Origin of the sequence: Caenimonas koreensis DSM 17982 (assembly GCF_009646335.1) — a bacterium.
In the GTDB taxonomy this organism is placed as follows: Bacteria; Pseudomonadota; Gammaproteobacteria; order Burkholderiales; family Burkholderiaceae_C; genus Ramlibacter; species Ramlibacter koreensis.
This window is the reverse complement of the sequence record NZ_WJBU01000001.1, coordinates 116,157-142,795: the sequence shown is the minus strand read 5'-3', so window position 1 is coordinate 142,795 and position 26,639 is coordinate 116,157. Positions and strand designations below refer to the sequence as shown.

Annotated in this window: 29 protein-coding genes; 14 read left to right on the top strand and 15 right to left on the bottom strand. The window is 62.7% G+C overall.

What is annotated here, in order from left to right; translation table 11 throughout:
• Position 1 precedes the first annotated feature (1 nt).
• Both hflC and GHT07_RS00655 read left to right on the top strand, forming a co-directional pair.
• Complete coding sequence (hflC, locus tag GHT07_RS00660; protein ID WP_153583121.1) at positions 2–904, top strand: protease modulator HflC; 903 nt, start codon at positions 2–4, stop codon at positions 902–904.
• The gene (locus tag GHT07_RS00655) at positions 867–1,097 is read left to right on the top strand and encodes a DUF2065 domain-containing protein (RefSeq protein WP_395688423.1); all 231 of its coding nucleotides are present in this window, start codon (positions 867–869) and stop codon (positions 1,095–1,097) included. Before hflC ends, GHT07_RS00655 begins: the two co-directional genes overlap by 38 nt.
• 20 nt (positions 1,098–1,117) lie before the next feature.
• Here GHT07_RS00655 and mobA read toward each other — a convergent pair whose 3' ends face one another.
• From mobA to GHT07_RS00640, 3 genes are read right to left on the bottom strand one after another with little or no spacing between them, the layout of a single operon-like run.
• Entirely contained in the window at positions 1,118–1,747 is a 630-nt protein-coding gene (gene mobA / locus GHT07_RS00650; RefSeq protein ID WP_323740721.1) for a molybdenum cofactor guanylyltransferase MobA, read from the bottom strand.
• A gap of 5 nt (positions 1,748–1,752) precedes the next feature.
• Positions 1,753–2,868 (bottom strand): GTP 3',8-cyclase MoaA, encoded by a 1,116-nt coding sequence (gene moaA, locus GHT07_RS00645; RefSeq protein WP_153583118.1) that lies wholly within the window; start codon positions 2,866–2,868, stop codon positions 1,753–1,755.
• Between the two features lie 30 nt (positions 2,869–2,898).
• Positions 2,899–3,660, bottom strand: coding sequence for an SDR family oxidoreductase (locus GHT07_RS00640; protein WP_153583117.1), 762 nt, complete (start codon positions 3,658–3,660; stop codon positions 2,899–2,901).
• A gap of 147 nt (positions 3,661–3,807) precedes the next feature.
• Here GHT07_RS00640 and GHT07_RS00635 point away from each other — a divergent pair, with 147 nt between their 5' ends.
• Genes GHT07_RS00635 through GHT07_RS00625 form a run of 3 tightly spaced genes read left to right on the top strand, consistent with a single transcriptional unit; the run spans position 3,808 to position 6,304 of the window.
• The gene (locus GHT07_RS00635; RefSeq protein ID WP_153583116.1) at positions 3,808–4,527 is read left to right on the top strand and encodes a hypothetical protein; all 720 of its coding nucleotides are present in this window, start codon (positions 3,808–3,810) and stop codon (positions 4,525–4,527) included.
• A 56-nt stretch (positions 4,528–4,583) separates the two neighbouring features.
• Positions 4,584–5,714 (top strand): M48 family metalloprotease, encoded by a 1,131-nt coding sequence (locus GHT07_RS00630; protein WP_194792783.1) that lies wholly within the window; start codon positions 4,584–4,586, stop codon positions 5,712–5,714.
• A complete protein-coding gene (locus GHT07_RS00625; RefSeq protein WP_153583114.1) occupies positions 5,711–6,304 on the top strand; it encodes a hypothetical protein in 594 nt (197 codons plus the stop codon). The genes GHT07_RS00630 and GHT07_RS00625 overlap by 4 nt, the downstream gene beginning before the upstream one ends.
• A gap of 18 nt (positions 6,305–6,322) precedes the next feature.
• Here GHT07_RS00625 and GHT07_RS00620 read toward each other — a convergent pair whose 3' ends face one another.
• Positions 6,323–7,756, bottom strand: a complete 1,434-nt coding sequence (locus GHT07_RS00620) for an aldehyde dehydrogenase family protein (RefSeq protein WP_153583113.1) — start codon at positions 7,754–7,756, stop codon at positions 6,323–6,325.
• 44 nt (positions 7,757–7,800) lie between these two features.
• On the opposite strand from GHT07_RS00620, the gene GHT07_RS00615 reads away from it, so the two are divergent.
• Positions 7,801–8,787: an MBL fold metallo-hydrolase gene (locus GHT07_RS00615; RefSeq protein ID WP_194792782.1), complete on the top strand. Its 987-nt coding sequence runs from the start codon at positions 7,801–7,803 to the stop codon at positions 8,785–8,787.
• Between the two features lie 21 nt (positions 8,788–8,808).
• On the opposite strand, the gene GHT07_RS00610 is transcribed toward GHT07_RS00615, so the two are convergent.
• Positions 8,809–9,633: a metal-dependent hydrolase gene (locus tag GHT07_RS00610; protein ID WP_153583111.1), complete on the bottom strand. Its 825-nt coding sequence runs from the start codon at positions 9,631–9,633 to the stop codon at positions 8,809–8,811.
• A 165-nt stretch (positions 9,634–9,798) separates the two neighbouring features.
• On the opposite strand from GHT07_RS00610, the gene GHT07_RS00605 reads away from it, so the two are divergent.
• Positions 9,799–10,341: a TetR/AcrR family transcriptional regulator gene (locus GHT07_RS00605; RefSeq protein ID WP_153583110.1), complete on the top strand. Its 543-nt coding sequence runs from the start codon at positions 9,799–9,801 to the stop codon at positions 10,339–10,341.
• 45 nt (positions 10,342–10,386) lie between these two features.
• Here GHT07_RS00605 and GHT07_RS00600 read toward each other — a convergent pair whose 3' ends face one another.
• Positions 10,387–12,525, bottom strand: coding sequence for a sodium-translocating pyrophosphatase (locus tag GHT07_RS00600; protein ID WP_153583109.1), 2,139 nt, complete (start codon positions 12,523–12,525; stop codon positions 10,387–10,389).
• A gap of 248 nt (positions 12,526–12,773) precedes the next feature.
• Between GHT07_RS00600 and ppa the strand changes: the two genes are divergently transcribed.
• A complete protein-coding gene (gene ppa, locus GHT07_RS00595) occupies positions 12,774–13,322 on the top strand; it encodes an inorganic diphosphatase (protein ID WP_153583108.1) in 549 nt (182 codons plus the stop codon).
• 63 nt (positions 13,323–13,385) lie between these two features.
• Here ppa and GHT07_RS00590 read toward each other — a convergent pair whose 3' ends face one another.
• The 3 genes from GHT07_RS00590 to GHT07_RS00580 form a co-directional block, all read right to left on the bottom strand.
• The gene (locus GHT07_RS00590; protein WP_153583107.1) at positions 13,386–14,180 is read right to left on the bottom strand and encodes an esterase/lipase family protein; all 795 of its coding nucleotides are present in this window, start codon (positions 14,178–14,180) and stop codon (positions 13,386–13,388) included.
• 109 nt (positions 14,181–14,289) lie between these two features.
• Entirely contained in the window at positions 14,290–15,309 is a 1,020-nt protein-coding gene (locus GHT07_RS00585; RefSeq protein WP_153583106.1) for an MBL fold metallo-hydrolase, read from the bottom strand.
• A gap of 32 nt (positions 15,310–15,341) precedes the next feature.
• Positions 15,342–16,526, bottom strand: coding sequence for a GNAT family N-acetyltransferase (locus tag GHT07_RS00580; RefSeq protein WP_153583105.1), 1,185 nt, complete (start codon positions 16,524–16,526; stop codon positions 15,342–15,344).
• Here GHT07_RS00580 and GHT07_RS00575 point away from each other — a divergent pair.
• Together GHT07_RS00575 and GHT07_RS00570 are read left to right on the top strand one after the other, a co-directional pair.
• Positions 16,525–18,189: an NAD+ synthase gene (locus tag GHT07_RS00575; RefSeq protein WP_153583104.1), complete on the top strand. Its 1,665-nt coding sequence runs from the start codon at positions 16,525–16,527 to the stop codon at positions 18,187–18,189. The two genes, GHT07_RS00580 and GHT07_RS00575, sit on opposite strands and share 2 nt — an antisense overlap.
• 42 nt (positions 18,190–18,231) lie before the next feature.
• Positions 18,232–18,570, top strand: coding sequence for a P-II family nitrogen regulator (locus tag GHT07_RS00570; RefSeq protein ID WP_153583103.1), 339 nt, complete (start codon positions 18,232–18,234; stop codon positions 18,568–18,570).
• Positions 18,571–18,580: 10 nt separating this feature from the next.
• Here the strand turns inward: GHT07_RS00570 and GHT07_RS00565 are convergent, their stop codons facing one another.
• From GHT07_RS00565 to GHT07_RS00540, 6 genes are read right to left on the bottom strand one after another with little or no spacing between them, the layout of a single operon-like run.
• Positions 18,581–19,165, bottom strand: a complete 585-nt coding sequence (locus tag GHT07_RS00565; protein WP_153583102.1) for an LOG family protein — start codon at positions 19,163–19,165, stop codon at positions 18,581–18,583.
• Positions 19,162–19,563: a diacylglycerol kinase gene (locus GHT07_RS00560; protein ID WP_153583101.1), complete on the bottom strand. Its 402-nt coding sequence runs from the start codon at positions 19,561–19,563 to the stop codon at positions 19,162–19,164. The genes GHT07_RS00565 and GHT07_RS00560 overlap by 4 nt, the downstream gene beginning before the upstream one ends.
• A gap of 31 nt (positions 19,564–19,594) precedes the next feature.
• Positions 19,595–20,092, bottom strand: a complete 498-nt coding sequence (locus GHT07_RS00555; protein ID WP_194792780.1) for an RDD family protein — start codon at positions 20,090–20,092, stop codon at positions 19,595–19,597.
• Between the two features lie 13 nt (positions 20,093–20,105).
• The gene (locus tag GHT07_RS00550) at positions 20,106–20,735 is read right to left on the bottom strand and encodes a DUF3106 domain-containing protein (protein WP_323740719.1); all 630 of its coding nucleotides are present in this window, start codon (positions 20,733–20,735) and stop codon (positions 20,106–20,108) included.
• 59 nt (positions 20,736–20,794) lie between these two features.
• Positions 20,795–21,217 carry a DUF3619 family protein gene (locus GHT07_RS00545; RefSeq protein ID WP_153583098.1) on the bottom strand — a complete coding sequence of 141 codons (423 nt, stop codon included), beginning with the start codon at positions 21,215–21,217 and terminating at the stop codon, positions 20,795–20,797.
• Complete coding sequence (locus GHT07_RS00540) at positions 21,214–21,780, bottom strand: RNA polymerase sigma factor (protein WP_153583097.1); 567 nt, start codon at positions 21,778–21,780, stop codon at positions 21,214–21,216. The genes GHT07_RS00545 and GHT07_RS00540 overlap by 4 nt, the downstream gene beginning before the upstream one ends.
• A gap of 273 nt (positions 21,781–22,053) precedes the next feature.
• On the opposite strand from GHT07_RS00540, the gene GHT07_RS00535 reads away from it, so the two are divergent.
• The 4 genes from GHT07_RS00535 to pssA all read left to right on the top strand — a co-directional run bounded on the left by GHT07_RS00535 (position 22,054) and on the right by pssA (position 26,511).
• Positions 22,054–23,847, top strand: coding sequence for an acetolactate synthase 3 catalytic subunit (locus tag GHT07_RS00535; RefSeq protein WP_153583096.1), 1,794 nt, complete (start codon positions 22,054–22,056; stop codon positions 23,845–23,847).
• A 153-nt stretch (positions 23,848–24,000) separates the two neighbouring features.
• On the top strand, positions 24,001–24,492 hold the full coding sequence (gene ilvN, locus GHT07_RS00530) for an acetolactate synthase small subunit (protein ID WP_153583095.1): 492 nt from the start codon (positions 24,001–24,003) through the stop codon (positions 24,490–24,492).
• A gap of 117 nt (positions 24,493–24,609) precedes the next feature.
• Positions 24,610–25,626: a ketol-acid reductoisomerase gene (gene ilvC / locus GHT07_RS00525; RefSeq protein WP_153583094.1), complete on the top strand. Its 1,017-nt coding sequence runs from the start codon at positions 24,610–24,612 to the stop codon at positions 25,624–25,626.
• A gap of 66 nt (positions 25,627–25,692) precedes the next feature.
• Positions 25,693–26,511, top strand: a complete 819-nt coding sequence (gene pssA / locus GHT07_RS00520) for a CDP-diacylglycerol--serine O-phosphatidyltransferase (protein WP_153583093.1) — start codon at positions 25,693–25,695, stop codon at positions 26,509–26,511.
• The last annotated feature ends 128 nt before the right edge of the window (positions 26,512–26,639 follow it).

The following is a 26,639-nucleotide window of genomic DNA, read 5'->3' as shown; positions in this document are numbered from 1 at the left end:
CATGAACCGCATGGGATTCATTGCCGCTCTTGGCTTTGTGGTGCTCGCATTGCTCAGCTCGATGCTGTTCGTTGTTGACCAGCGCCAGTTCGGCATCATCTACGGCCTCGGCCAGATCAAGGAAGTGATCACCGAGCCGGGCCTGAACTTCAAGATGCCGCCGCCCTTCCAGAGCGTCGCCTACATCGACAAGCGCCTGCTCACGCTCGACAGCACGGACCAGTCGGCCGTGCTGACGGCTGAGAAGCAGCCGGTGGTGATCGACTGGTACGTGCGCTGGCGCATCACCGACCCGACCCAATACATCCGTAACGTGGGCCTGGACGAAAGCACGGGCGCGAACCGCCTGGCTGGCGTGGTGCGCAGCGCGTTCAACCAGGAAATCAACAAGCGCACCGTGCGCGAACTGCTCTCCACCAAGCGCGACGCGCTCATGCAGGACGTGAAGGCCGAAGTGCTGGAGCAGGTGAAGGGTTCCAACCCGTGGGGCATTGATGTGGTCGACGTGCGCATCACCCGCGTGGACTACACCGAGGCCATCACCGAATCCGTCTACCGGCGCATGGAGGCAGAGCGCAAGCGCGTTGCCAACGAGCTGCGCTCGACCGGCGGTGCTGAGGGCGAGAAGATTCGCGCCGATGCCGACCGCCAGCGTGAAGTGATCGTTGCCAACGCGTATCGCGACGCCCAGAAGATCAAGGGCGAGGGCGATGCCGAGGCCGCATCCATCTACGCGGAAGCGTTCGGCCGGGACGCGCAGTTCGCCCAGTTCTACCGCAGCCTCGAAGCCTACAAGGCGAGCTTCAACAAGAAGAGCGATGTGATGGTGGTCGATCCATCGTCGTCGGACTTCTTCCGCGCCTTCCGTGGCGGCGGCGCCCCGGCGACCAACCCGAAAAAGTAAGGCTCGCTTGAGCAGCGAGGTCTTCTGGTCAGCATTGGCCCTGATGCTTGTCTTCGAGGGGCTGATGCCGTTTCTGGCGCCGCGCAGCTGGCGCAGCACCTTCCAGAAATTGCTGGTGCTTCAAGATGGGCAACTGCGCTTCTTCGGCTTGTGCAGCATCCTGATCGGCGCTGCGCTGTTGTGGGTGTTGTAGCCGGGCTCTGTCGGCCCGGTTCAAGCCCGGCGCAGCTGCTGCAGTTGCGCTGCCGTGTTGGCGTTAGTGAACGCGCTGCGGTCGCCGGGTCCGTCGAACGGCACTTGCACCGTATGGTGTGAGGCGGCCCAGTCCTGCACCTTGCGACCGCCCCCGTGCAAATACGCAGCCAGGCTCGCTCGCAGCCTCGCTCGCAGGAGGCAGAACACGGGTTGAACGCGCCAGTCGCTGTCGTGACTGCCTGCAGGAGCTTCTTCTTCGCGGGCCAGCACGACCGCCATGTCGGCATCCTGGGCTAGCGCAGCACGGCCCAGCCGCGCGACGTAGTCGGGCGGAAAGTCAGGCGAGTCGCAAGGCGCCGTGACTAGCCACGGCGTTTCGCAGTGGTCGAGTGCCGCCAGCATGCCCGCGAGCGGCCCGGGGTAGCCGTCGATGCCGTCGCGCCAGACGGGCACCCCGAACGATTCATAGACGTCCAGGTTGCGGTTGGCACTGATGCCCACAGGGCCGACTTGTGGCCGCAGGCGCAACAGCGCGTGCTGGGCGAGGGGAACGCCGTTGAAGTCCTGCAGCCCCTTGTCGACACCGCCCATGCGCTCACCCCGGCCGCCTGCCAGGACAACGCCAGTGATCGCCGATGCGTCGATCACGCGAGTCAGCCCCCGATGTAGCTCATCTCGACGCGGCGCTTGCCGTCCCCGGTGTCTGGCGCGAGTGTCGAGCGCAGTTCGGAGTAGCGATCGGTGCGGCCCTGCCAGATGTGGCCGATGGCCGAGGCGATGTCGGCGTCGCTCGCGTTACCGCGCAGCAGCGAGCGCAGATCGTGGCCCTGCGAGGCGAACAGGCACAGGTAGAGCTGGCCTTCGGTTGACAGGCGCGCGCGGTTGCATGAGCCGCAGAAGGCCTGCGTCACGCTGCTGATCACGCCGATCTCGCCGCTGCCGTCTGCATATGCCCAGCGCTGCGCTGTCTCGCCCGGTGCAGTGTGTGCGAGGGGCACCAGAGGCAGCTGCGCGCTGATGCGCTGCACCACGTCCGCCGACGGCAGCACTTCATCCATCCGCCAGCCGTTGGTCGCGCCGACGTCCATGTATTCGATAAACCGCAGCACGATGCCGGTGCCCTTGAAGTGGCGCGCCATCGGCAGGATTTCGTGGTCGTTCGTGCCCCGCTTGACGACCATGTTGACCTTGATTGGCCCCAACCCCGCATCGCGCGCGGCATCGATTCCGCGCAGCACATCGGCAACCGGGAAGTCAACGTCGTTCATGCCGCGGAACACGGCGTCGTCGAGCCCGTCGAGGCTGACGGTGACGCGTTGCAGTCCAGCGTCCTTCAAGGCCCGCGCCTTGCGCGCGAGCAGCGAGCCGTTGGTCGTGAGCGTGATGTCGAGTGGCTGGCCCTGTGCGGTGCGCAGCTGTGCGAGTTGCCCGATGAGGATTTCGATGTTCTTGCGCAGCAGGGGCTCACCGCCCGTGAGACGGACTTTCTGCACGCCATGCGCGACAAACTGACGCGCCAGCCGCGTGATCTCCTCGAAGCTCAGCAGCGATGCGTGCGGCAGGTACGGATAGTTCTTGTCGAACACTTCCTTGGGCATGCAGTAGCTGCAGCGGAAGTTGCAGCGGTCCGTCACGCTGATGCGCAAGTCGCGCAGGGGGCGACGAAGCGTATCGCGCAGCGTGCCACTGGCCGCGACCGGCTGCACAGGCACGTGCGCCGCGAGCACCGAGCTTCGCTCGTCGACCAGAGGGATCACACGTTCAGCCATGTGCCTATTGTCCGCCTTGCGCCAATCACCCTACACGCATCGCGCCCCGTCGACTTCGATGCAGACGCCTGAGATGAAGGCTGCTTCGTCGCTCGACAGGTAGAGCGCCGCATTCGCCACATCCAGCGACGTCGAGAAGCGCCCCAGCGGGATGGTCGCGAGAAATTTTGCGCGGCGTGCCTCATCGACGGGCCCGCCGGCGAACTCGGCGGACAGGCCCGTGTCGGGATTGAACACCGGGTTGATGCAGTTCACGCGAATGTTGTCGGGGCCGAACTCGGCAGCCAGAGACTTGCTCGTCGTGATCACCGCGCCCTTCGAGCCGTTGTACCAGGTCAGGCCCGGCCGTGGGCGCACGCCAGCTGTGGACGCGATGTTGATGAAGCTGCCGCCCTTGTTCGCGCGGAATGCGGGCACGGCGTGGATCGTGGAGAGATAGATGCTCTTCATGTTCACCGCGAAGCACTTGTCGAACTCTTCCTCGCTGACTTCGAGTGCCGGGCGATTGCGGTGCGTCCATCCGGCGTTGTTCACCATCACGTCGAGCTTGCCGTAGCGAGTGACGGCTGCATCCACCAGTGCCTTCACGTCCGCAGACTTGGTGACGTCGGCCGCGAAGAACGATGCATCGCCGCCTGCCGCGCGGATTTCAGACACGACCTTCTCGCCCATGGCCGAGTTGATGTCGTTGACGATGACGTGAGCGCCTTCGCCAGCCAGCCGCCTGGCAATGCCTTCGCCGATGCCGCCGCCCGAGCCGGTCACGATGATGGATTTGTTCTTCACGCGCATGTGTCTGGTCTCCTGTTGTCGATGCGGACATTGTTGCCGATGGGGCTGCAGGGTCAATGCCGCCTGGCCGATGAGCGTGGGTTTCCCATGCATGTGCAGGCCGTTGTGGATGAGCCTTGCTCCTAGAATCGAACGAGGAGGAAACCCATGTTGACAATGAAAGCGCACCTGGCGCGCTCGATGGTTCTCGCAGTCGCAACCGTCGTATTTTTTGCAGTACCCGCCGCGCACGCGCAGTCGCGCAACCTTGCTCCCGGCTTCGTCAATCGCCCCGTCGCGTCGAAGATCGTGGTCGTGCCGCCCGATATGGAGCTGTTCTCGATCAGCGCGGGCGGCGTGCAGGAGCCCAAGGCCGACTGGACGCAGGCGGCGCAGACCCATTTCAAGAGCGGCCTCGCTGCGCAGAGCAAGATGCTCGGGCAGACAGCCGCCGACCTGACCGAGCGCGACATGGATGAATTCGCGCAGATCAACGCCTTGCACGGCGCCGTTGCTGAATCGGTGTTCCTGCATCACATGCTGGGCAATGCGCTGAAGTTGCCCACCAAGAATGACCAGCTCGACTGGTCCATGGGCGATGCAGTCAAGCCGCTGCGCGACAAGACGGGCGCCGACTACGCCGTGTTCTTCTGGGTGCGCGACAGCTATGCGAGCTCGGAGCGAAAGGCCGCGATGGTCGCGCTTGCGCTTCTGGGCGTCGGCATTACCGGCGGAACGCAGATTGCCTATGCCTCGCTGGTGGACCTGCGCAATGGCCGCGTGGTCTGGTTCAACGTGCTGCGCCGCGCCTCGGGTGACCTGCGTGAGGCAGCGCCCGCGCTTGAAACCGTTGATGCGCTGCTCAAGGGCTTTCCGGCGCTGCAATGAGCCTGGTTCCAGCAATAGGGCGGCGCGGCTTTCTGCGCACAGCCTGCAAACACTGCGTGGGCTTGGGCGCAATGGGCACCTTGCTGCCGGCGTTCTCGCAGACAGAGCCAGAAGCGCTGCAGGTACCGGCACGGTTTTCGCGGCCCGCGATCGAAAGTGACGAGGGCGGCCTGTGGGCGTTGATGGACCGCGAAGAGACCAAGCTGCGCCGCGGCTCGTTCGTGATTCGCGATGACGCGCTGAACGCCTATGTTCGCGACGTGGTCTGCAATCTGGCGGGCGAACACTGCCCCGACGTGCGGGTGCACGTGGTTCGCACGCCGCTCTTCAACGCATCGATGGCGCCCAACGGAATGATGCAGGTGTGGTCCGGCCTGCTGTTGCGCGCAGAGAACGAAGCGCAGCTGGCAGCCGTGCTCGGCCACGAGCTGGGGCACTATCTGGAGCGGCACACGCTGCAGATGATGCAGGACATCAAGGGCAAGGCTGCGCTGGGCATGTTCTTCGCGGCATTCGGCCTGGTGGGCGCCATTGCGTCGATTGGTGTTTATGCATCTGCCTTTGCGTTTTCGCGCGAACAGGAAGAGCGTGCAGACCGCTTCGGCATGCACCTGCTCAAGCGCGCTGGCTACGACGGGACGCAAGCCGCGCAAGTCTGGGACAACCTGCTGGGCGAGTTGAAGGTGCGCGGCGGCGAGGATGTGGGCAAGCGCAGCATTCTCTTTGGCACGCACCCGCCGGTGGCCAACCGGCGCGACGCGTTGCTCAAGCTCGCGGGCGAGCCCGGCGGCAGGCTGGGCGCGCAGGAATACCAGAAGATGATCGCGCCGCACCGTCTTGAGTGGCTGCGCGACGAAGTGCGCCGCGGCCAGTATGAAGAGAGCCTGGCGCTTTTTGGCCGCATGCTGAAAGCGCGCCCTGACGACACCGAAGTGCTCTTCGCTCGCGGCGAGGCCTATCGCCTTCGTGACGCCGATGGCGACGTGCAGGCAGCATTGGATGACCTGATGCGCGCGACTGCGCTCGAAGCCGCGCCGGCAGATTCGTATCGCGCACTGGGCTACCTGCACCGCAAGCGCGCCGATGCTGCTTCGGCCAATACGGCCTTTGAAAAATACCTCACGCTCGCGCCGGACTCACCCGACGCCGGCATCATCAAAACCTATTTGACGCAAGCTAAGCCATGAAAAAATTTCTCGTTGTAGCCGCCCTCGCGGTTGTGCTGTCGGCCTGTACGACCATCAGCAAAGTCGAGGGCGACCAGGTCGTCAACGGGCGCATGGCCATCAAGGTCACCGAGGCCTGGAACAAGGTATCCATCCCGGGCGCGCAGCAGCCTTATGACATGTGGACGCAAGAGGGCATCACGCTCGACCACCTGCGCATCTGGGCTGGCATCAAGCCTGGCGAGGCCATGATGGTCGTGCCACCGGCACAGATGCAATCCGGCCAGAAGGCACCACGCGTGCCGACGTTCGTTGCCAACATGGCCACCGAACAGATCGTGACGATGTTCGAGACGATGTACGCCGTGGATGGCTCCATCGTGAAGATCAGCCGGGTGGAGCCGGCGGTGTTTGCGGGCGAGAGGGGCGTGCACTTCGAGTTCACGATTGCCCGCAAGCGCGACGACCTTCAGCTGCTCGGAACGGGCTGGGCGAGTGTGCGCAAGAACGAGCTGTTTGCAGCCACGTTTGTTGCCCCCAAGCTGACGTTCTTCCCGCGCCTGGCACCCAAGGCTGAGGCGATCGTGAAGACGGCGCAGATCAAGGGCTGACGCCTCCAGGGTGATGCTTCACCCGTGCTTGATGGCCACGGTTTTCAAGGTCGTGAAGCCGTACAGCGCTTCAAAGCCTTTCTCGCGGCCGTAGCCCGATGACTTGACGCCGCCGAACGGCAGCTCGACGCCGCCGCCGGCGCCGTAGTTGTTGATGAAAACCTGGCCGCTCTTCACGCGCCGGGCCATGCGCAGCTGGCGCGCGCCGTCGCGTGTCCACACGCCCGCAACGAGGCCAAACTTCGTGGCATTCGCCAGTTCCACGGCCTCGTCTTCATTGCGAAAACTCATCGACGCGAGCACGGGGCCGAAGACTTCCTCCTGCGCGAGCCGGTGGTGCACGGGCACGTCGCGCAGCAGCGTGGGAGCTTGATAGAAGCCCGTCTCGGGCGCTTCGTCGACGATCTGTCCCTGCGCCACCATGGCGATGTTGGCAACCTGTGCGTCAGAGAGAAAGTCCCACACGCGCTGCTGCTGCGACGCGCGGATCAGCGGGCCGACGTCAAGGTCCATCGCTGCGGGGCCGACACGCAGGTTCGAGAAGCTTTCGCCGAGCCTCGCGAGCAGTGCGTCGTAGATCGAGTGCTCGACCAGCAGGCGCGAGCCCGCTGAGCAGGTCTGCCCCGCGTTCTGCACGATCGCGTTGATCACCATCGGCAGTGCAGCGTCAAGGTCGGCGTCGGCAAAGATGATCTGCGGGCTCTTGCCGCCGAGCTCCAGCGTCACAGGGCAGTGCCGCTGCGCCGCGACCTGCTGGATGATCGTGCCCACCGTGGGGCTGCCGGTGAAGCTGATGTGGTCGATGCCCGGGTGCCGGGCGAGTGCGTCGCCGACTTCATGGCCGAACCCGGTGACGATGTTGATCGCGCCCGCAGGAAAGCCCACGCTGCGCGCGAGCTCCGCCACGCGCAGCAGCGACAGGCACGCGTCCTCCGATGGCTTGACGACGCACACGTTGCCGGCCGCCAGTGCGCCGCCCACGCTGCGCCCGAAGATCTGCATCGGGTAGTTCCACGGAATGATGTGCCCCGTAACGCCGTGCGCCTCACGCCACGTCAACACGCTGTAGCCATCGAGGTAGGGCAGGGTTTCGCCGTGCAGCTTGTCGCAGGCGCCGGCGTAGTACTCGAAGTAGCGCACGAGCGCCAGTGCATCGGCGCGCGCCTGCTTGGTGGGCTTGCCGCAATCGCGCTGTTCGATGAGCGCAAGCTCTTCCGTGTGTTCGGCAATCTTGTTCGACAGGCGCATCAGCAGGCGGCCGCGTTCGGCTGCGCTGAGCTTGCTCCACACGGTCTCATAGCAGTGCCGCGATGAATCGACAGCGGCGGCGATGTCGTCAGCCGTGCCGCGCTGGATCTGATCGAATACCTGACCGTCTGACGGATCGATCACTGGAATGTGCTGCCCCGATGTCGAGCGGTGCGCCTCGTTGCCGATGAAGTGATATTGCATGGTGTCATTCTGCACAACAATGCTTGCACGCTACGATGCGCCTCATGCTGAAGAAAGTTCTCCTCGCGCTGATGGTGATGGTGCTTGCCACTGCTGCTGCGCTCGCAGTGATCCTGAACAGTCATCCGGACATGGATGCCTACCAGGCCCTCAACTCACCGACAGCGCCGCCCGCGACGCCGCTGAAGGTCAGGTTCCTCGGCGTTGCAACGGTGGTGCTTGACGATGGCGAGACGGCGATCATGACGGACGGGTTTTTTTCGCGTCCCGGTAAATTGAAGTCGCTAGCAGGCCGTGTCGGACCCGACATGGATGGCATCACCCGGGGCCTCGCGCGCGCGGGCGTGACGAAGCTGGCTGCGGTGATCCCTGTGCATTCGCACTACGACCATGCGATGGATTCACCTGAGGTGGCCAAGCGCACGGGCGCGATGCTGGTTGGCTCAGCCTCGACGGCCAATATCGGTCGCGGCTGGAAGTTGCCCGAGTCGCAAATCCGAATCGCACGGCTGAATGAGCCGATGCAGTTTGGCCGCTTCACTGTCACGCTGTTAGCTTCACGCCATTCACCCACTGGCTTTACCGGCGGCACGATCGACAAGCCGCTGGTGCCGCCCGTGCGCGCGTTCGACTACAAGGAGGGGCAAAGCTTTGCCGTGCTGGTGCAGCATGAAGGGCGCTCGCTGTTGATCTACGGCAGCGCAGGCTTCGAGCCGGGTGCGCTCGCAGCGGTGTCGGCAGATGTGGTGATGCTGGGCGTCGGCGGCCTGGGGTCGCGCGACGCGGCCTTTCGCGACAGCTACTGGCGTGAGGTCGTGACTGCAGTCAAAGCCAAGCGAGTGATCCCGATTCACTGGGACGACTTCTGGGTGCCATCAACAGGGCCGATGAAGCCGATGCCGGCTCCGCTCGATCACTTCGATGTGACGATGACATTCTTGCGAGAGCGCGGCGCGAAGGAAGGCATCGACATCCGATTGCCCGCGCAATGGGATGCGATGGACCCCTGGCAGGGGCTTGGCGCGAAGTAGGGCGCCCGGCGAGTTGCCGAGTTACGCGGCAGCACCAACCGGCGTGTAGCGGTCGCGGTTGTCCACGAGCCACTTCTGCGAGAGCGTGCTGTCCTGCTGGTCCGGGTGGAAGTCGGCACGCAGGTATTCACGCCACGGCTTGTAGGTTTGGCGAATGAGGCCGCGCTCGCCGAACAGGAACGACGCAGCGCTCTTCCACGTGCTCCACTTCCACAGCGTGCCGTCATGCTGCAGGTTGTTCACCGTCTGGCGCAAGGTGTCACCCAGGAAGATGATCGTGACGCGGCGGAACCAGGTGATGCGCCACGCTTCGTTGCCGCCCAGCGCCTTGTAGAGATCGAACGCTGTGGTCTTGTGCTCGGACTCTTCCGAGCTGTGCCACAGCCACATGGTGGTGAGCCGTTCGTCGTCGCTGGCGACGCGGTCCGGGTTGCGGAGCATCCAGTCCGCGAGGATGGCCGTGAAGTGTTCGTTGGCCGCTGTGATGGCGAGCGCATGGCGCGGGTCAATGCCGTCGAGCAGCTTCATCCGCTCTTGCGCGCGTGGCGCCCAGTCATTGACGAGGCCGAGTTTTTCCAGGTGCGCGTTGTAGAGCGAATGCAGGCGGCGGTGCGTGGCCTCCTGGCCGATGAAGCCTTGCACTTCGTCTTTGTATTGCGCCTGCTTGTCTGCGGGCAGTTGCTTGTGGCCGTTGCGTACGGAGTCGATGAAGAACTGCTCTCCCACAGGAAAGCTCATCGAGAGTGCGTTGAAGAGGGCAGTGCGAAATGCATCACCTCCGCACCAGTGGCGCGCAATGGGTGCTTCCATATCGACAAGCAGGCGGCGGACGACGAGATCGGTCAGATAAAACTCCTTGGGTACGGTACAGTACCGTTTGTATGCATCATGCAGATTGACGCTGGAATGGTCAAGTACCTCGCTTTTCCGCGATCAGAATACGGCCCCATGACTGAACCTTTAGAAACAGAAACAGAAGTTCATGATCATAGGGGGCGCTTGCTGGAGGGCATGGCGCGGGCAGTAGCCGCAAAAGGTTACGCCGACACCACGATCAGCGACATCGTGCGAGAGGCCTGCGTGTCTCGCCGCACGTTCTACGAACACTTCAGCACCAAGGCAGAGCTCTTCACCGCGCTTTATGAAGCGGCAAGCCGCAACGCGTTGCGCGTGCTGGAGCAAGCGATCGATCCGACGCACGAATGGGAAACGCAGATCGAAAGCGCGTTGACGGCCTACCTCGCGTGCATGGCGCAAAACCCGGTGTTGATGCGCACGCTCTTTGTCGAAATCCTTGGGCTCGGCGCTGAGGGTCTGCAGGCGCGCAGGCGCGTGAACCAGGAGATCGTTGACTTCATGCTTCGCGTGATCAACGGGGCGAACGCGGGGCACACGCGCAAGTCGCCGCTGTCTGAAGGCATGGTGATGGCCGCGGTCGGCGGCATCAATGAACTGGTGCTGCAATACATCGAGCAGGATCGCGAGGCGCAGTTGCATGAACTGGTGGGGCCAGCGAGTCAGCTCGTGCGAGCGGTTACGCGAACTAAACCATAAAGAAGGGCCCGCAACAGCGGGCCCTTCTTGTTGCGCGTTGCGCTCTTACTTCGACGCAGGCGCAGCTGGCATCACGACGGCTGCAGGTGTCGCCACGTGGGGTGCAGCAGGCGCATCGCCAGCATGGAACTTCACCACCAGCGGCACGATCAGCAGTGCCACGATGTTGATGATCTTGATCAGCGGGTTCACGGCCGGGCCGGCGGTGTCCTTGTAAGGGTCGCCCACCGTATCGCCAGTCACGGCGGCCTTGTGGGCCTCAGAGCCCTTGCCACCATGGTTGCCGTCTTCGATGTACTTCTTGGCGTTGTCCCATGCGCCGCCACCGGTGCACATGGAGATCGCGACGAACAGGCCCGTCACGATCGTTCCCATCAGCAAGCCGCCGAGCGCCTTCGGGCCGAGGGCCAGGCCCACGACGATGGGTACCACCACAGGCAGCAGCGACGGGATCATCATTTCCTTGATTGCGGCCTTGGTCAGCATGTCAACGGCAACGCCGTATTCAGGCTTGGCGGTGCCTTCCATGATCCCCTTGATCTCGCGGAACTGGCGGCGCACTTCAACCACCACGGAACCAGCTGCGCGGCCCACGGCTTCCATCGCCATCGCGCCGAACAGGTACGGAATCAGGCCGCCAATGAACAGGCCCACGATCACCATCGGGTCGGACAGGTCGAACGTGATCGAGCGGCCATAGCTTTCGAGCTTGTGCGTGTAGTCGGCAAACAGCACGAGTGCTGCAAGACCGGCTGAACCGATGGCGTAGCCCTTGGTCACGGCCTTGGTCGTGTTGCCGACGGCGTCGAGCGGGTCGGTGATGTCGCGGACGCTGGACGGCAGGTCGGACATTTCGGCGATGCCGCCGGCGTTGTCGGTGATCGGGCCGTAGGCATCGAGCGCCACCACGATGCCGGCCATGCTCAGCATGGAGGTGGCAGCGACGGCAATGCCGTAGAGACCTGCCAGGCTGTAGGCAGCCAGGATGGCGATACACACGCAGATCACTGGCCATGCCGTGGAACGCATCGACACGCCCAGGCCGGCAATGATGTTCGTGCCGTGGCCGGTGGTCGATGCCTGGGCAATGTGGCGCACGGGTGCGTATTGCGTGCCCGTGTAGTACTCGGTGATCCACACGAGCGCGCCCGTCAGGATGAGGCCGACGGCGCACGCGCCGAACAGTCGCATCTGCGTGCCAGTCGCCGTCACGGCGTTGTCAGGCATGAGCTGCATCGTGACGAAGTAGAACGCGATCAGCGAGAGCACGCCCGCAACAGCCAGGCCCTTGTAGAGCGCAGGCATCACGTTGACCATGCCGGTCTTGGCCTTCACGAAGAAGCAGCCGATGATCGACGCGATGATCGACACGGCGCCCAGCGCCAGCGGATACATCACGGCAGCAGCGCCGGCGTTCTTGATGAGGAGGGCGCCGAGCACCATCGTCGCGATCAGCGTCACGGCGTAGGTCTCGAACAGGTCAGCGGCCATGCCGGCGCAGTCGCCGACGTTGTCGCCCACGTTGTCGGCAATCACGGCGGGGTTGCGCGGATCGTCTTCCGGAATGCCGGCTTCAACTTTGCCCACCAGGTCGGCGCCGACGTCAGCGCCTTTGGTGAAGATGCCGCCGCCCAGTCGCGCGAAGATGGAGATGAGCGAGGAGCCGAAGGCGAAGCCGATCAGCGGATTCAGGATGGCTGCCAGGTTGCGGTCTGCCGTCATTTCGCCGCTGCCGGCGAGATACCAGTAGAAACCGGCGACGCCCAGCAGGCCAAGACCCACAACCAGCATGCCCGTGATGGCGCCACCGCGGAAGGCGACGTCGAGCGCCGGGCCAATGCCCTTGGTCGCTGCTTGTGCCGTGCGAACGTTCGCACGCACCGACACGTTCATGCCGATGAAGCCGCAGGCGCCGGAGAGCACGGCACCGATGATGAAGCCGATGGCCGTCTGCATGTCGAGAAAGAGGCCGATCAGCACTGCCAGCACCACGCCGACCATGGCGATGGTCTTGTACTGCCGGGCCAGGTATGCAGCCGCGCCAGCCTGGATGGCTGCCGCGATTTCCTGCATGCGGGGGTTGCCTGCGTCCTGCGAGAGGATCCAGCTGCGGGCCCAGAAGCCGTAAGCCACGGCCGCGAGGCCGCAGACGAGCGCCAGAATCAGCGCCGAGTTGCCTGTCATGAGTTTCTCCTGTCTTCGATTAGTACGTTGCTAAGGGGCGCCACGCTAGCGGTGCCCCCGCTGCGTTGCTTCCTCTTGGCTTTCCAAACGAAGTGGAATCCAGATTGGCCAACGGGGGGAATATATAGGCAATGTGATGACGGATTTGCTGCAGCGCAGAGAAAGCAAGGCTGGCGAAAGTAAAATCAGGGTTAATCCTAGGCATCATCACCGCGCAGTTTTTCATTTTTCCTTCAATCACAACAACCATGTCCCTCGACAAAGTCTCCCCCGGCAAGCATGTCCCCGACGCATTCAACGTGATCATCGAAATCCCGATGAATGCCGACCCCGTGAAGTACGAAGTGGACAAGGAGTCGGGCGCGATTTTTGTCGACCGGTTCATGAGCACGTCGATGCACTACCCGACGAACTACGGCTACGTGCCCAAGACGATCAGCGGCGACGGCGATCCGGTCGATGTGCTGGTGATCACGCCGGTGCCACTGATTCCGGGTGTGGTCGTCACCTGCCGCCCGATCGGCATCCTGAAAATGGAAGATGAAGCGGGGCAAGACGGCAAGGTGCTGGCCGTGCCCACCGACAAGATCCTGTCGATCTACACCCAGTGGCAAAAGCCCGAAGACCTGAACCCGATGCGCCTGAACACCATTGCGCATTTCTTCGAGCACTACAAAGACCTCGAGCCAGGCAAGTGGGTCAAGGTGCTCGGCTGGGAAGGCCCGGAGGCCGCGAAGAAGGAAATCCTGGACGGTATCGCCAGCTACAACCGCCAGCGGGTCGAACAGAATCCCTGAATGCCAGGTTCTGCGCTGAGCGTTCGGCGTTGGGCGGAAATTCAAACGCCGATCGCCAACCGCTCAACGTCTTTCGGGATCTGGGTAGATAAAGCTCTTCAGCCCGAACATGCCGGTGCGGTCGAAAGGCCGCCAGCGGCCTTCTTCCTGCGCCAGCCGGTCGGCCACGGCCCACCAGGCGCTGGGGTTCAGGCCCAGGCCAATGTGGCTGGCCACCACTTCGATGTTTTCGAGATTCGGGTTGGTGCTCGACGGCTTCTGGATGCTGCCTTGCCAGGCGACGATGCCATCGGTGCGCGAGAAGATGCTGGTAGTGGGCACCTTCGGTGGTGCGGCCAGATCGAAGTTGCCGTGTTCGTGGTGAATGTCGCGCCCGCTCGTCAGCTCGAACACGCGCCATGCATTGGTTGACTTCGGCGGGCCGGCGAAGGGTGTGCCCAGCGTGATCACGCCGCGCACCATATCCGGCATTTCCTTGGCGAGCTCGCGCGCATACACGCCGCCCAGGCTCCAGCCGATCAGTGTCACCTTGCGTTTTGATTGCTCGCAGGCTTCAAGCAAGTCGTTCCTGGCGGCTTCGAGCACGCCGGCGCGCGGGCCGAAGTTGAAGCCCTGCGCCCAGCCCTGACTCTGGTAGCCGAGCATGCTGAGATAGCTGCGAAGGGGAATGGTGGTGGCGTCGCTCGCCGACAGCCCGGGAAATACGAGCACGGTATGCCCGTCGCCACGAGGTGCGCGTGACAGCGCCGGCCAGGCTGGCAGCACCGCGCCAAATTCGAACGGTGCGCGAAATTCAAGCGCCAGCAGGCCCGCGTGGGGCGGTTTCAGGTCGTGATTGGCTGACTTCTTTGTTGCCATGTGCGTTGCGTCTCTTGATTGTTGTTCTGACCGTCGTAACGCTAGCAGCGATTGGGCTGTGCGTGCGTCACCAAGGCGCGCCAATTCTAGGGAGCCGCATCGCAATGGGCTAGGGGAAACTACGGGCGGTGCACAGGCGCGCATCTCCGCCGTTCTCCCGCAGGAAGGCTACGTACTCCTCGGCCATCTCGCGCGCGTTCGCGTCATCGGCTGCTTCGGGCGCGCGAAGCGTAGCCGTGCTTGCCAGCCAGTTTGCGGCGCAGAGCGACTTGTCAGCCGGTGACCGCGCGCAGTCGGTGTAGGCGTTGAACGCCGCTCGCCACGACAGGAATTGCGCACGATCCATGATGCCGCCATGGCCTGGAATCACGCGCGTGAAGGGCGTCGCAGTGATTTCGTCCAGCGCCGTGCGCCAGCCTTTGACGCATGCGGTGTCCAGGAAGGGCACGGGCAGCGTCACAAGATCGCCCACCGCAGCAATGCGGCTGCGTGGCTCGTACACCCACACGTCGCCGCCTGTCGCCGCGTTGCCTGCCAGTCGCACATCGAATATCACGCCGTCGATGGGGTAGGCACCCGAGGCGATGACGGGCATATCCGGGCGCAGCGCTTGCGGGTTCTTGCGCGTTTCGATGTCGCCGCGAACGTCCGCCGCGGCAACCGGCGACAGGTTGCCAGCATCGAGTGTGGCTTGCGATCGCACCAGGCTTTGCGGCCACACGTCGCGAATCATTTTCTCGACTGCGGTGCCGGTGTAGAGAAGTGCATTCGGATAGAGCCGCTTGATGTCTGCGTTGCCGCTGGTGTGGTCGAGGTGCCAGTGGCTGTTGATCAATGCTGCGATGGGGCGCTTGTTCGACTGGGCGAAGTCGACGATCGCCTGGCGATGCCAGGTGTGGCGGCCTGTGTCCATCACGACCAGGCCGCTCGTGCCCTCGAAGATGATCGTGTTGCCGTCGGGTTGCCGCTCGCCTTCAAAGCTGCCGGGGATCAGCCAGATGCCTTCCGTCACGCGCAGTGGCGTCGGTGGCAGCGGGTCGGCAGCGAAGGCCGCGCCAGGTGATGCGAGCGAGAGAGCGCAAGCGAATGCGCCAACGTGTGTGGAAGCAAGTGCAAGGAGGCGCTGCATGGTATGGCTCCTGGGCTGTGCGCGAACTGGCGTTACGAGTGCGGCCCCGGCTTGCGAAAGGGCGAGCGCTCGTCGAGGTGTTCAAGGTAATTGTCGATGCCTCGCCCTTCCTTTTCGAGGAAGCGCTCGACGGCGTCGGCAAAGGCCGGCTCGGCAAGCCAGTGTGCGCTGCTGGTCCGCGTGGGCATCAGGGCGCGTGCCATCTTGTGTTCGCCCTGCGCGCCACCTTCAAAGCGGTCGAACCCGTTCTCGACGCACCATTGCAGCGGCTGGTAGTAGCAAGCCTCGAAGTGCAGGCAATCGACGCGTTCGATCGCGCCCCAGTAGCGGCCATAAGCGACCTTCGCGCCAGCCTGCTCGTCGATGGCGATCAGGCTGGTGGCAAGCGGCTGGCCGCTGCGCTCTGCGACGAAGAGCAGCCAGTTGTCCGGCATGTCCTGCGCCATGCGCCGGAAGAAGTCGCGCGTGAGGTAAGGCGCGTTGCCGTGCTCGTAGTAGGTGCGCTCGTAGCAGCTGTAGAAGAAGTCCCAGTCGGCAGGTGTGATCGCGTTGCCGCGCGCATGTCGAAACGCGACGCCTGCATCGGCGACCTTGCGGCGCTCCTGGCGGATCTTCTTGCGCTTTTCCTGCGCGAGGCTGGCGAGGAACGCATCGAACGTCGGCCAGCCTTCGTTCGTCCAGTGAAATTGCACAGTGTGGCGCAGCATCATTCCTGCTTCGGCGGCCGTGGCGATATCGTCTGGCGCGCCGAAGAGCAGGTGCAACGATGAGATCTTTTCCTGGCGGCACCACGCGATCGCACCCTGGATCAGCAAGGAGCGCGCATCGGCATCGCGTGCAACCAGTCTCGTGCCGGGTACGGGCGTGAAGGGCACCGCGATGATGGCTTTGGGGTAGTACGCAAGGCCGTGCTGCTCGTATGCATTGGCCCACGCCCAGTCGAAAACGTATTCGCCATACGAGTGGTCCTTCAGGTAGAGCGCGCAGCCGCCAAGCAATTCGTCGCCGTCATGCAGCGTGAGGATGCGTGCCGTCCAGCCGGTAGCGGGCGTGGCGCTCTTGCTCTTGTGCATGGCCGACAGGTACTCGTGCCGCATGAAAGGCGATGGCAGCGGCTGCTGTGCGAGCAGTGCGTTCCATTGAACCGCATCAACCTCAGCCAGCGAGGGCGAAACCCGGATGACATAATCGTTCGAGTCTTTTTTCACTCGTGCCATGACCCTCAAAATCTGTATTGCCCAGCTGAATTTTCTCGTCGGCGACACAGCGGGCAATGCGCAAAAAATCATCGATGCTGCTCGCGCTGCCTATGCGCAGGGTGCGCGCCTCGTCCTCACGCCCGAGCTGTCGATCTGCGGCTATGCGGCCGAGGATCTCTTCCTGCGTCCCGCGTTTGTCGCTGCCTGCGATGATGCCGTGAAAACCGTCGCCCGCGAGCTGGCCGGGTTAAAAGGCCTGCACGTGGTCATTGGCCATCCGACCGGTGGCGATGTGCGCAGCAAGTCGGTTGCGGTGCAAAGGCGCTACAACGCAGCCAGCGTTGTGACGCAGGGCCGCATTCTGGAGACCTACGCCAAGCGCGAGTTGCCGAACTACCAGGTGTTCGACGAGCGCCGCTATTTCACGCCAGGGCAGGGCACATGTGTGTTCCAGGTCGAAGGCATCAGCGTTGGCTTGCTGATCTGCGAGGACGCATGGTTCGACGAGCCTGGCCTGCTGGCGAAAGAAGCTGGCGCCGAGGTCATCGCGGTCATCAACGCGTCTCCATTTCATGTGGGCAAGGGTGGTGAGCGGGCAGCGCGCATGGCTGAGCGCGCGCGCGCACTCGAAGTGCCAGTGATCTATGCGCATCTCGTGGGCGGGCAGGACGAGGTCGTTTTCGATGGCGCGTCGTTCGCCGTGGGTGCGTCGGGTGCGATGGTGGCGCGCGCACCTTCGTTCGCCGAAGACTTGTTCTATCTTGAAGCTGACCGACGCGGTGCAATCGTGGAACTCGACGGCAAGATCGCTGCCGACCGCACGTCTGAGGCAGACCTGTGGGATGCACTGGTGCTCGGCGTTCGCGACTACGTTGGCAAGAACGGTTTTCCGGGTGTGTTGCTCGGTTTGTCGGGCGGCGTTGACTCGGCACTGGTGCTGGCAATCGCCGTCGATGCGTTGGGCCGCGACAAAGTGCGTTCGGTGATGATGCCTTCGCCGTACACAGCCGATATTTCGTGGATCGACGCGCGCGAAATGGCATCGCGCCTGGGTGTGCGCTACGACGAGATTTCCATCATCCCCGAGTTCGAGGCGTTCAAGGCGTCGCTGGCACATGAATTCGAAGGGCGCGCTGAGGACACGACCGAGGAAAATATTCAGGCACGTATTCGCGGTGTACTGCTCATGGCCTTGTCGAACAAGTTCGGCAGCATCGTGTTGACCACGGGCAACAAGAGCGAGATGGCCACCGGCTATTGCACACTGTATGGAGACATGGCGGGCGGCTTTGCCGTGATCAAGGATGTGCTCAAGACGAGCGTCTTTCGGCTTGCGCAGTGGCGCAACCTGCATGATCCGTACGGCACGGGCGCGAACCCGATCCCCGAGCGAATCATCACCCGTCCGCCCAGTGCAGAACTGCGCCCGGACCAGCGCGACCAGGACAGCCTGCCGCCCTACGAAATACTCGATGCGATCCTGGAGCGCTACATGGAAGACGACCAGGGCGTGGAGCAGATCATCGCGGAAGGCTTCGAGCGTGCCGTTGTGGAGCGTGTCGCGCGCCTGATCCGGCTGAATGAATACAAGCGCAGGCAATCGCCGGTGGGCATACGCGTTACCCATCGAAGCTTCGGCAAGGATTGGCGCTATCCTATTACCGGAAAGTTCAGGGCGTGACCCTGGCGACGACCCACTATTCGAGACACCAAGAGGCCTTCGATGAAACAAATCACCGCGATCGTGAAACCCTTCAAGCTGGAAGAAGTGCGCGAGGCACTGGCGGATTGTGGCGTCACCGGACTGACCGTGACCGAGGTCAAGGGCTTTGGCCGCCAGAAGGGTCACACGGAGTTGTATCGCGGCGCTGAATACGTCGTCGACTTCCTGCCGAAAGTGAAGGTGGAAGTGGTGGTCAAGGACGTCGACGCCGACCGCTGTGTTGACGCGATCGTCAAGGCCGCGCGAACGGGCAAGATCGGTGACGGAAAGATCTTCATCACCAGCGTCGAGCGGGTCGTGCGCATCCGCACGGGCGAAGTGGACGAATCGGCGGTCTGAGCTGCGAACTTCAGATCTGCGTCAGCACGCTGGGCAATACCGAGGCGCGAGCGGCAGCGGCCAGTTCAGCAAGCAGCTCGCCGGCATCGGTGTGTACGCGGACCAGGTCCATCAATGACGCACTCATGAAACCTCGCGACACGCTGGTGCGCAGGAAAGCCAGCAGGTCAGCGTAGTAGCCATCGGCATCGAGCAAGCCAATGGGTTTGTCGTGATAGCCGAGCTGGCGCCACGTCCAGACTTCAAAAAATTCTTCGAGCGTGCCAATACCGCCAGGCAGGGCGAGGAATGCATCGGCGCGCTCGCCCATCAACCGCTTGCGGTCGTGCATCGTGTCGACGACATGCAGTTCGGTGCAGTCGAGCTTGGCCCACTCTTTCTCCACAAGCGCATGCGGGATCACGCCGACGACACGACCGCCAGCTGTGAGCGTTGCTTCTGCCATCACGCCCATCAAGCCGTTGTTGCCGCCGCCGTAGACGAGCTGGCCGCCGTGCTCGCCGATCCAGCGGCCAACGGTGCGGGCAGTTTCAATAAAAACCGGCTCACCAAACCGTGAGCCACAAAAGACGCAAAGCGAGAACGACGGGGTCATGCGAGGAACCTTTGCGAGAGCGCTGCTGCCCAGACGCCGGCGCAAAGCAAAAGGCTGAGCAGCACTGCGGCACTGCCCATGTCTTTGGCGCGTTTGGACAGGGCGTGCCATTCGGGGCCGATGCGATCGATACACGTCTCGATGGCGGTATTCAGCAACTCGACCGCCATCACGATAAGGACGGTGCCTGCAAGAAGTGCGACCTCCACCCAACTGCGACCGAGCCAGAAAGCGGCTGGCAGCAAAACGATGGCGGCAATGGCTTCCTGGCGAAAGGCCGTCTCGCCCCAACCGGCCTTCAGGCCCGCGAGCGAGAAGCCCGCTGCGTGCCAGACGCGGGCAAAGCCGGATCGAAGTTTTTGCGGATTGACGGGAGCAAGGGAGTCTGGCGATGGCATGCACGGATTGTCGCGCAGGCGCGTGACGTCTTCAGGTGCGCTTTGGCGCCGGCTCGGTCTCGATGAGGCGTGTGCCCGCAAGGGCGTCGTGCCAGAACTGCTTTCGCGGATGCAAGTGGGCCAGATAGGCCCAGATGATGATCCATGCCGCGGTGGCGACAGCGCTTACCGTGATAGCGGAAGTGAATGCATTGACGTAGGGGTGAAATGCCGCAACCACAGCGAGCGGCGGGACGACCCACACCCATCCAAGGACAAATCGCAGGCATGCCTGCCCGAGCTTCGGCGGATTGCCGAACTGGTCGGCCAGGCGGATTCGCCAGGCGCGCATGGCCAGCGTCTGCCCGTGGCGCCAGGAGTAAACGAAATACCCGGCGAGTGCCATGAAGCAAAGGGCGATGAGCGCAGGTCGCTGAAGGCCCATGGCGGGGAAGGCGACGGTGAAGAAGGAGTACAGGGCAACGACGACCAGGATGACGGCCACGACCACCAGCGCTTCATACAGCAGGCTCGCTAGCCTGCGCAACACTGTCGGCGTCAATTCAGTTGGATGGGTTGGCTGCGGCCGGCGGCTGCGAGCCGTGTTCGCCCGGATTGGGCGCCACTACGATGCGTGGCGCTTTGGTCTCCTGCTTCGGCGGGGACTTGGGCACCACAACGAGTTTTTCGGGGGCAATGGGCTTGACGGCGGCTGCAGTCGCCGGCGGCTTGGTGGCCCCAGCGCGCAGTTTGCTCTTTTCCTCGGGCGGGAGTGCCTGGTAGGCCTCCCATTTGGCCTTCTTGTCGTCGGGCGCCATCTGTTTGGTCTCGCCGAAGTTCAGGCGCGCCTGGGTGCGTTGAGATGGGCTGAGCGCAACCCATTCGGTCATCCGGCTGTGCATCTTGGCTTGCTCAGCCGGCGGCAGCTTCGGGAAATTCTCGGAAAGGGCGAGCCATTTGCGCTTTTGCGCTTCGCTCACTGTGGCCCAGGTGGCCGAGAGTGGTGCCAGCGCCAGACGCTGGTCAGGTGTGAGCTCCGCCCAGGACGGTTTGGTTTCCCTCCTGGCTGCGACAACTTTGCTGGCCGCAGCGGCAGGCTTGGCCGATGCGGGCTTGCTTGCCGTTGAGGCTGGAGCAAGGCTGGCAGGAGGCCGTGCCTGCACAGCATGCGCGGCGATTGCGAAGACCGCCACGCAAAAGAAGAGAGAGAGCTTCGCGCGGAGAAGGCCAGTCTGTGCCATCAGGTCCGGCTTCAGTTTCCGCCTGCCTTGAGGAACTGGATGAAGCCAGGGTCCGCGTAGGCGGCCGGGGGCAGATCGTCAGTCAGCAGCGCTGCGTCCACTTCAGCGACCTCGCTTGCCCGGCGATCGTTTTCGATGGTGTGAATCAGGACCAGGCCACAGGCCAGCGCAATGATGGGCAACGCGGAAGCAATACGGTTCCAGAAGCTTTGGCCGTCGTCGCCGAATGTCAGCGCGGCAGTGCTGCCCTGCACCGACACGGCACTCGCGACCTGGACCTTGACGCCCTTGCGGCGAGCAACAGCCTGCATACGGGCCGCTCGCAGCCGCTCGCTCACGGGATACGACAATTCGGAAGTGCCTGCTGCCAGCCGTGCAGCGACCTGAGCGCCAAAGCGGTCTTGTGGGGACAGGGCAGTTTGATGGATCGTCATAGTGTTATTCCCTTTGCCTTCAGTGCTTTACTGAGGGCCTGAACCGCGCGTGAACAGTGCGTTTTGACACTGCCTTCCGAGCAGCCCATGGCCGCTGCCGTTTCGGCGACGTCCATGTCCTCCCAGTAACGCATCAGGAAGGCTTCGCGTTGACGTCCCGGTAACTCCTGTATCTCCGTCTCGATCTCTCGCAAGATTTGCGCCCGGCGCGTCGTGTCTTCAGCGCTCTCCGCCTGCTGAGAGCCCTCCTGGAAGGTAAAAGTTTCAAGCAGATCGAAATCGCCATCATCGCTGGCGGATTCGAAGTCGCTCATGTTCGAGAACAGGGCCTTGCGGGTCTTCTGTCGACGAAACCAGTCGAGGGTGCAGTTCGAGAGGATGCGCTGGAAGAGCATCGGCAGCTCGTTGGCAGGCTTGTCACCGTAATGCTCGGCCAGCTTCATCATGCTGTCCTGGACGATGTCGAGTGCTGCCTCCTCGTCGCGGACGTGGTACACCGAACGTTTGAAGGCGCGCTTTTCCACGCCTTTGAGAAAGTCGGAGAGTTCTTGTTCGGTTGCCAAGGAATCGGGGCCTGAATGTCTCTTTTTTTCGGGGGCAGAGTGCCGTGCCGGTGACTGCAGCAGCAAATTATCGCATCGCGAATCACGTAACCCTCTCGTCTGGCTGTGTTGCAGTGCGATAATGTCGCCTGCAATTCAAAAGGCAAACGAGCCCTGATCCGGCGATGCGATACGCGCGCCCATGGTCCGTGGTTCTAAGTCCCGTACCGGCCCCACAAGGGTACGCGAGGGGCACCCAAGGTTTTTCGTCAGAGAAAATCGCAAAGGTTGATCATGGAAATCTCCAAGGCCGAAATCACTTCGGCAGCGGCTGCAGCATCTGCATCGGCAGCCCACAATTCAAATTCACCCGAGCTTCGTGGCGCGGAAATACTCGTCAAGGCCCTGCAGGCCGAGAACGTCAAGTACGTTTGGGGGTATCCCGGCGGCGCTGTGTTGCACATCTACGACGCGTTCTACAAGCAGGACACCATCCAGCATGTGCTGGTGCGCCATGAGCAGGCCGCCGTTCACGCCGCCGACGGCTACGCGCGAGCAACTGGAGATGTCGGTGTTGCTCTCGTCACGTCGGGGCCCGGTGTCACAAACGCAGTCACCGGCATTGCGACGGCGTACATGGATTCGATTCCCATGGTGATCATCACTGGCCAGGTGCCGGTGCCCGCCATTGGCCTCGATGCGTTCCAGGAATGCGACACGGTCGGCATCACCCGCCCCATCGTCAAGCACAACTTCCTCGTCAAGGATGTCCGCCATATGGCCGACGTCCTGAAAAAGGCCTTTCACATTGCGCGCAGCGGCAGGCCCGGGCCCGTCGTGGTCGATATCCCGAAGGACGTCTCTTTCAACAAGACGCCGTATCACGGCTATCCCGACAAGGTCGAGATGCGCTCGTACAACCCGGTGCGCAAGGGCCACGGTGGCCAGATCCGCAAGGCGTTGCAGCTTTTGCTCGCAGCCAAGCGTCCCTATATTTACACCGGCGGTGGCGTGATCCTGGGCAATGCGACCAGCGAGCTGCGGCACCTGGTCGACATGCTCGGCTTCCCCTGCACGAACACGTTGATGGGCCTGGGCGCTTATCCGGCGACAGACCCCAAGTTCCTCGGCATGCTGGGCATGCACGGCACGATCGAGGCAAACAACGCGATGCAGAACTGCGACGTTTTGTTGGCTGTTGGCGCGCGCTTCGATGACCGTGTGATCGGCAACCCGAAGCACTTTGCGCAGAACGAGCGCAAGATCATCCATATCGATATCGACCCTTCGTCGATTTCCAAGCGCGTGAAGGTCGATATCCCGATCGTCGGTGACGTGAAAGACGTGCTGACCGAGTTGATCGCCATGGTCAATGAATCGAGTGCACGCCCTGACCCTGCGTCGCTCGCCGAATGGTGGAAGACGATCGAAGCGTGGCGCGGCAAGGAATGCCTCAAATACGACCGTGGCAACAAGGACGTGATCAAGCCGCAGCATGTCGTCGAAACGCTCTACGAGATGACCAAGGACGCTGACGCGTACATCACGTCCGACGTGGGTCAGCACCAGATGTGGGCTGCCCAGTACTACAAGTTCAACGAGCCGCGTCGCTGGATCAATTCCGGCGGGCTCGGCACGATGGGCGTCGGCATTCCCTATGCCATGGGCATCAAGCTCGCCAAGCCCGACAGTGAAGTGTTCTGCGTGACAGGCGAGGGCTCGGTGCAGATGTGCATCCAGGAGCTGTCGACCTGCCTGCAATACAACACACCGATCAAGATCGTGTCGCTGAACAACCGCTATCTGGGCATGGTGCGCCAGTGGCAGGAAATCGACTATGAAGGCCGCTACAGCAGCAGTTACATGGACGCGCTGCCCAACTTCGTGAAGCTTGCTGAAGCCTACGGCCATGTCGGCATGCTGATCGAGCATCCGAAGGACGTTGAGCCGGCACTGCGCGAGGCGCGCAAGCTCAAGGACCGGACGGTCTTCATGGACTTCCGGACCGACCCGACTGAAAACGTCTTCCCGATGGTGAAGGCGGGCAAGGGCATCACCGAGATGCTGCTGGGGTCCGAAGACCTTTAAGAGGTTGAGCGTTACGCGTTGAGGGTTTTGCGTGAAGTCCACGCTGAACGCCCAACGCTTGTCGCCCGACCATACCCTTGACGAATCTATTGGCTTGCCAAGCCGCCCGGTTACCGCCGGGCGGGGAGGGCACCGAAAAGAGGAATCGAAACTATGAAACACATCATTGCTGTCCTGCTGGAGAACGAGCCCGGTGCTCTCTCCCGCGTCGTGGGCCTTTTCTCGGCGCGCGGCTACAACATCGAATCGCTCACCGTTGCGCCAACGGAGGATGCATCGCTCTCGCGCATGACGATCCAGACGACTGGCTCCGACGACGTTATCGAGCAAATCACCAAACACCTGAATCGCCTGATTGAAGTGGTGAAGGTCGTTGACCTTACCGAAGGCGCGTACACCGAGCGCGAGCTCATGATGGTGAAGGTGCGTGCGGTGGGCAAGGAGCGCGAAGAGATGAAGCGGATGGCAGACATCTTCCGCGGCCGCATCATCGACGTGACTGAGAAGAGCTACACCATCGAGCTGACTGGCGACCAAAGCAAAAACGACGCTTTTCTGGAGGCAATCGACCGCGGCGCTATCCTCGAGACGGTGCGCACCGGCTCGAGCGGTATCGGTCGTGGCGAGCGGATCCTGAGAGTATGACCCACCCCCGAAGCGCCTTCGGCGCCTCCCACTCAAGGGGGCGCCACCTGCGGTCCGGCAACGCCGCTTCCGCGGTGGCCCCACTTATTTGATTGACTGTTTTTTTTGGAGAGTGACATGAAGGTTTTTTACGACAAGGACTGCGACCTGAGCCTGATCAAGGGCAAGACCGTGGCGATCATTGGTTACGGCTCGCAGGGCCATGCGCACGCGCAGAACCTGAACGACAGCGGCGTCAAAGTCGTAGTCGGCTTGCGCAAGGGCGGTGCATCCTGGCCCAAGGTCGAGAAGGCCGGCCTGAAGGTCGCCGAAGTGGCGGACGCAGTGAAGTCGGCCGACGTCGTCATGATCCTGTTGCCGGACGAGCAGATCGCGCAGGTCTACAAGAGCGATGTGGAGCCGAACATCAAGTCCGGCGCTTCACTGGTCTTTGCGCACGGCTTCAATGTGCACTATGGCTTCGTGACGCCACGTGCCGATCTCGACGTGTGGATGGTCGCTCCTAAGGCACCGGGCCACACCGTTCGCGGCACGTACACCCAAGGTGGCGGCGTACCTCACCTGGTCGCCATCCATCAGGACAAGAGTGGCAAAGCGCGCGACCTGGCGCTCTCGTATGCGATGGCCAATGGCGGCGGCAAGGCCGGCATCATTGAAACGAATTTCCGTGAGGAAACCGAGACGGACCTCTTTGGCGAGCAGGCCGTGCTGTGCGGCGGCACCGTGGAACTGATCAAGGCTGGCTTCGAGACGCTGGTGGAAGCTGGCTATGCGCCGGAGATGGCGTACTTCGAATGCCTGCACGAGCTCAAGCTCATCGTCGACATGATTTATGAAGGCGGCATTGCCAACATGAACTACTCGATCTCGAACAACGCGGAATACGGTGAATACGTCACCGGCCCCAGGATCGTGACCGAAGAGACCAAACGCGCCATGAAGCAATGCCTGAAGGACATCCAGACAGGCGAGTATGCGAAGAGCTTCATCCTTGAAAATCGCGCAGGCGCGCCGACGCTGCTGTCGCGCCGCCGCCTGATGGCAGAGCACCAGATCGAGACTGTTGGAGAGACTCTGCGCGCCATGATGCCCTGGATCAAGAAGAACAAGCTCGTCGACCAGACGCGCAACTGATCCGCCTGGACTACAAGCCCATGCTGCCGCCTTCGGGCGGCTTTTTTTCGCCTTACACTTTCAGGCATGCATGACGGTAACGATTCCCCGGACAACAACTCCCATGAGGGCGTTGTGGTGCGCAAGCGGCGCAAGGGCATCTACATCCTGCCAAACCTCTTCACGCTTGCCGCGCTCTTCGGTGGTTTCTACGGCATCGTCATGGCCATGGACGGCCGCTTCGACCAGGCTGCGGTCGGTGTGTTCTGCGCCATGGTGCTCGACAGCCTCGATGGCCGCGTTGCCCGAATGACCAACACGCAAAGTGCGTTCGGCGAGCAGATGGACTCGTTGTCGGACATGGTGTCCTTCGGTGCCGCGCCCGCGCTGATCGCCTACACCTGGTCGTTGAAGGACCTTGGCCGTTGGGGATGGATTGCGGCGTTCGTTTATTGCGCATGCGCGGCTTTGCGACTGGCACGTTTCAACGTCAATACGGGTGTCGTCGACAAAAGGTATTTTCAAGGTCTGCCTTCCCCGGCAGCCGCCGCACTCGTCGCAGGCTTCATCTGGGTCCTGAACGACCAGGGCATCGATGGCCGGCGAGTCGCCTGGATCATGTTTGCCGTCGCGCTGTACGCCGGGCTCACGATGGTGACGAATGTGCCGTTCTACAGCTTCAAGGACGTGCAGATGAAAAAGAGCGTGCCGTTTGCCGTGATCGTGCTGATCGCGCTCGGTATCGCCGTGATCAACATCCACCCGCCTATCGTGCTGTTCGGCCTCTTCATCGTCTATGGCTTGTCCGGCTACGTTGTCTACCTGTATCGCCGGGCAAAGGGGCAGCGCGCGAGCGTTATCAGCACGTCGAAGGACGAGCCCGAAGAGGCTGGACTGCATCGCTGATCCTGTGCTACATTGAATCCATGAACCGCATTTCGCTGGCACTACTGCTAATCCCCTACGGGCGGAGACGGTAGCGCACGCGCTGACACCCCATCTCGACGGCCCGTTTGCACCAGCAGCGGGCCGTT

Coding starts and splice junctions, on each gene's coding strand:
- hflC (WP_153583121.1), top strand. CDS start 2: ATGAACCGCATGGGATTCATTGCCGCTCTTGGCTTTGTGGTGCTCGCA.
- moaA (WP_153583118.1), bottom strand. CDS start 2,868: ATGGCTGAACGTGTGATCCCTCTGGTCGACGAGCGAAGCTCGGTGCTC.
- GHT07_RS00640 (WP_153583117.1), bottom strand. CDS start 3,660: ATGCGCGTGAAGAACAAATCCATCATCGTGACCGGCTCGGGCGGCGGC.
- GHT07_RS00635 (WP_153583116.1), top strand. CDS start 3,808: ATGTTGACAATGAAAGCGCACCTGGCGCGCTCGATGGTTCTCGCAGTC.
- GHT07_RS00625 (WP_153583114.1), top strand. CDS start 5,711: ATGAAAAAATTTCTCGTTGTAGCCGCCCTCGCGGTTGTGCTGTCGGCC.
- GHT07_RS00620 (WP_153583113.1), bottom strand. CDS start 7,756: ATGCAATATCACTTCATCGGCAACGAGGCGCACCGCTCGACATCGGGG.
- GHT07_RS00615 (WP_194792782.1), top strand. CDS start 7,801: ATGCTGAAGAAAGTTCTCCTCGCGCTGATGGTGATGGTGCTTGCCACT.
- GHT07_RS00605 (WP_153583110.1), top strand. CDS start 9,799: ATGGCGCGGGCAGTAGCCGCAAAAGGTTACGCCGACACCACGATCAGC.
- GHT07_RS00600 (WP_153583109.1), bottom strand. CDS start 12,525: ATGACAGGCAACTCGGCGCTGATTCTGGCGCTCGTCTGCGGCCTCGCG.
- ppa (WP_153583108.1), top strand. CDS start 12,774: ATGTCCCTCGACAAAGTCTCCCCCGGCAAGCATGTCCCCGACGCATTC.
- GHT07_RS00590 (WP_153583107.1), bottom strand. CDS start 14,180: ATGGCAACAAAGAAGTCAGCCAATCACGACCTGAAACCGCCCCACGCG.
- GHT07_RS00585 (WP_153583106.1), bottom strand. CDS start 15,309: ATGCAGCGCCTCCTTGCACTTGCTTCCACACACGTTGGCGCATTCGCT.
- GHT07_RS00575 (WP_153583104.1), top strand. CDS start 16,525: ATGACCCTCAAAATCTGTATTGCCCAGCTGAATTTTCTCGTCGGCGAC.
- GHT07_RS00580 (WP_153583105.1), bottom strand. CDS start 16,526: ATGGCACGAGTGAAAAAAGACTCGAACGATTATGTCATCCGGGTTTCG.
- GHT07_RS00570 (WP_153583103.1), top strand. CDS start 18,232: ATGAAACAAATCACCGCGATCGTGAAACCCTTCAAGCTGGAAGAAGTG.
- GHT07_RS00565 (WP_153583102.1), bottom strand. CDS start 19,165: ATGACCCCGTCGTTCTCGCTTTGCGTCTTTTGTGGCTCACGGTTTGGT.
- GHT07_RS00560 (WP_153583101.1), bottom strand. CDS start 19,563: ATGCCATCGCCAGACTCCCTTGCTCCCGTCAATCCGCAAAAACTTCGA.
- GHT07_RS00545 (WP_153583098.1), bottom strand. CDS start 21,217: ATGACGATCCATCAAACTGCCCTGTCCCCACAAGACCGCTTTGGCGCT.
- GHT07_RS00535 (WP_153583096.1), top strand. CDS start 22,054: ATGGAAATCTCCAAGGCCGAAATCACTTCGGCAGCGGCTGCAGCATCT.
- ilvN (WP_153583095.1), top strand. CDS start 24,001: ATGAAACACATCATTGCTGTCCTGCTGGAGAACGAGCCCGGTGCTCTC.
- ilvC (WP_153583094.1), top strand. CDS start 24,610: ATGAAGGTTTTTTACGACAAGGACTGCGACCTGAGCCTGATCAAGGGC.
- pssA (WP_153583093.1), top strand. CDS start 25,693: ATGCATGACGGTAACGATTCCCCGGACAACAACTCCCATGAGGGCGTT.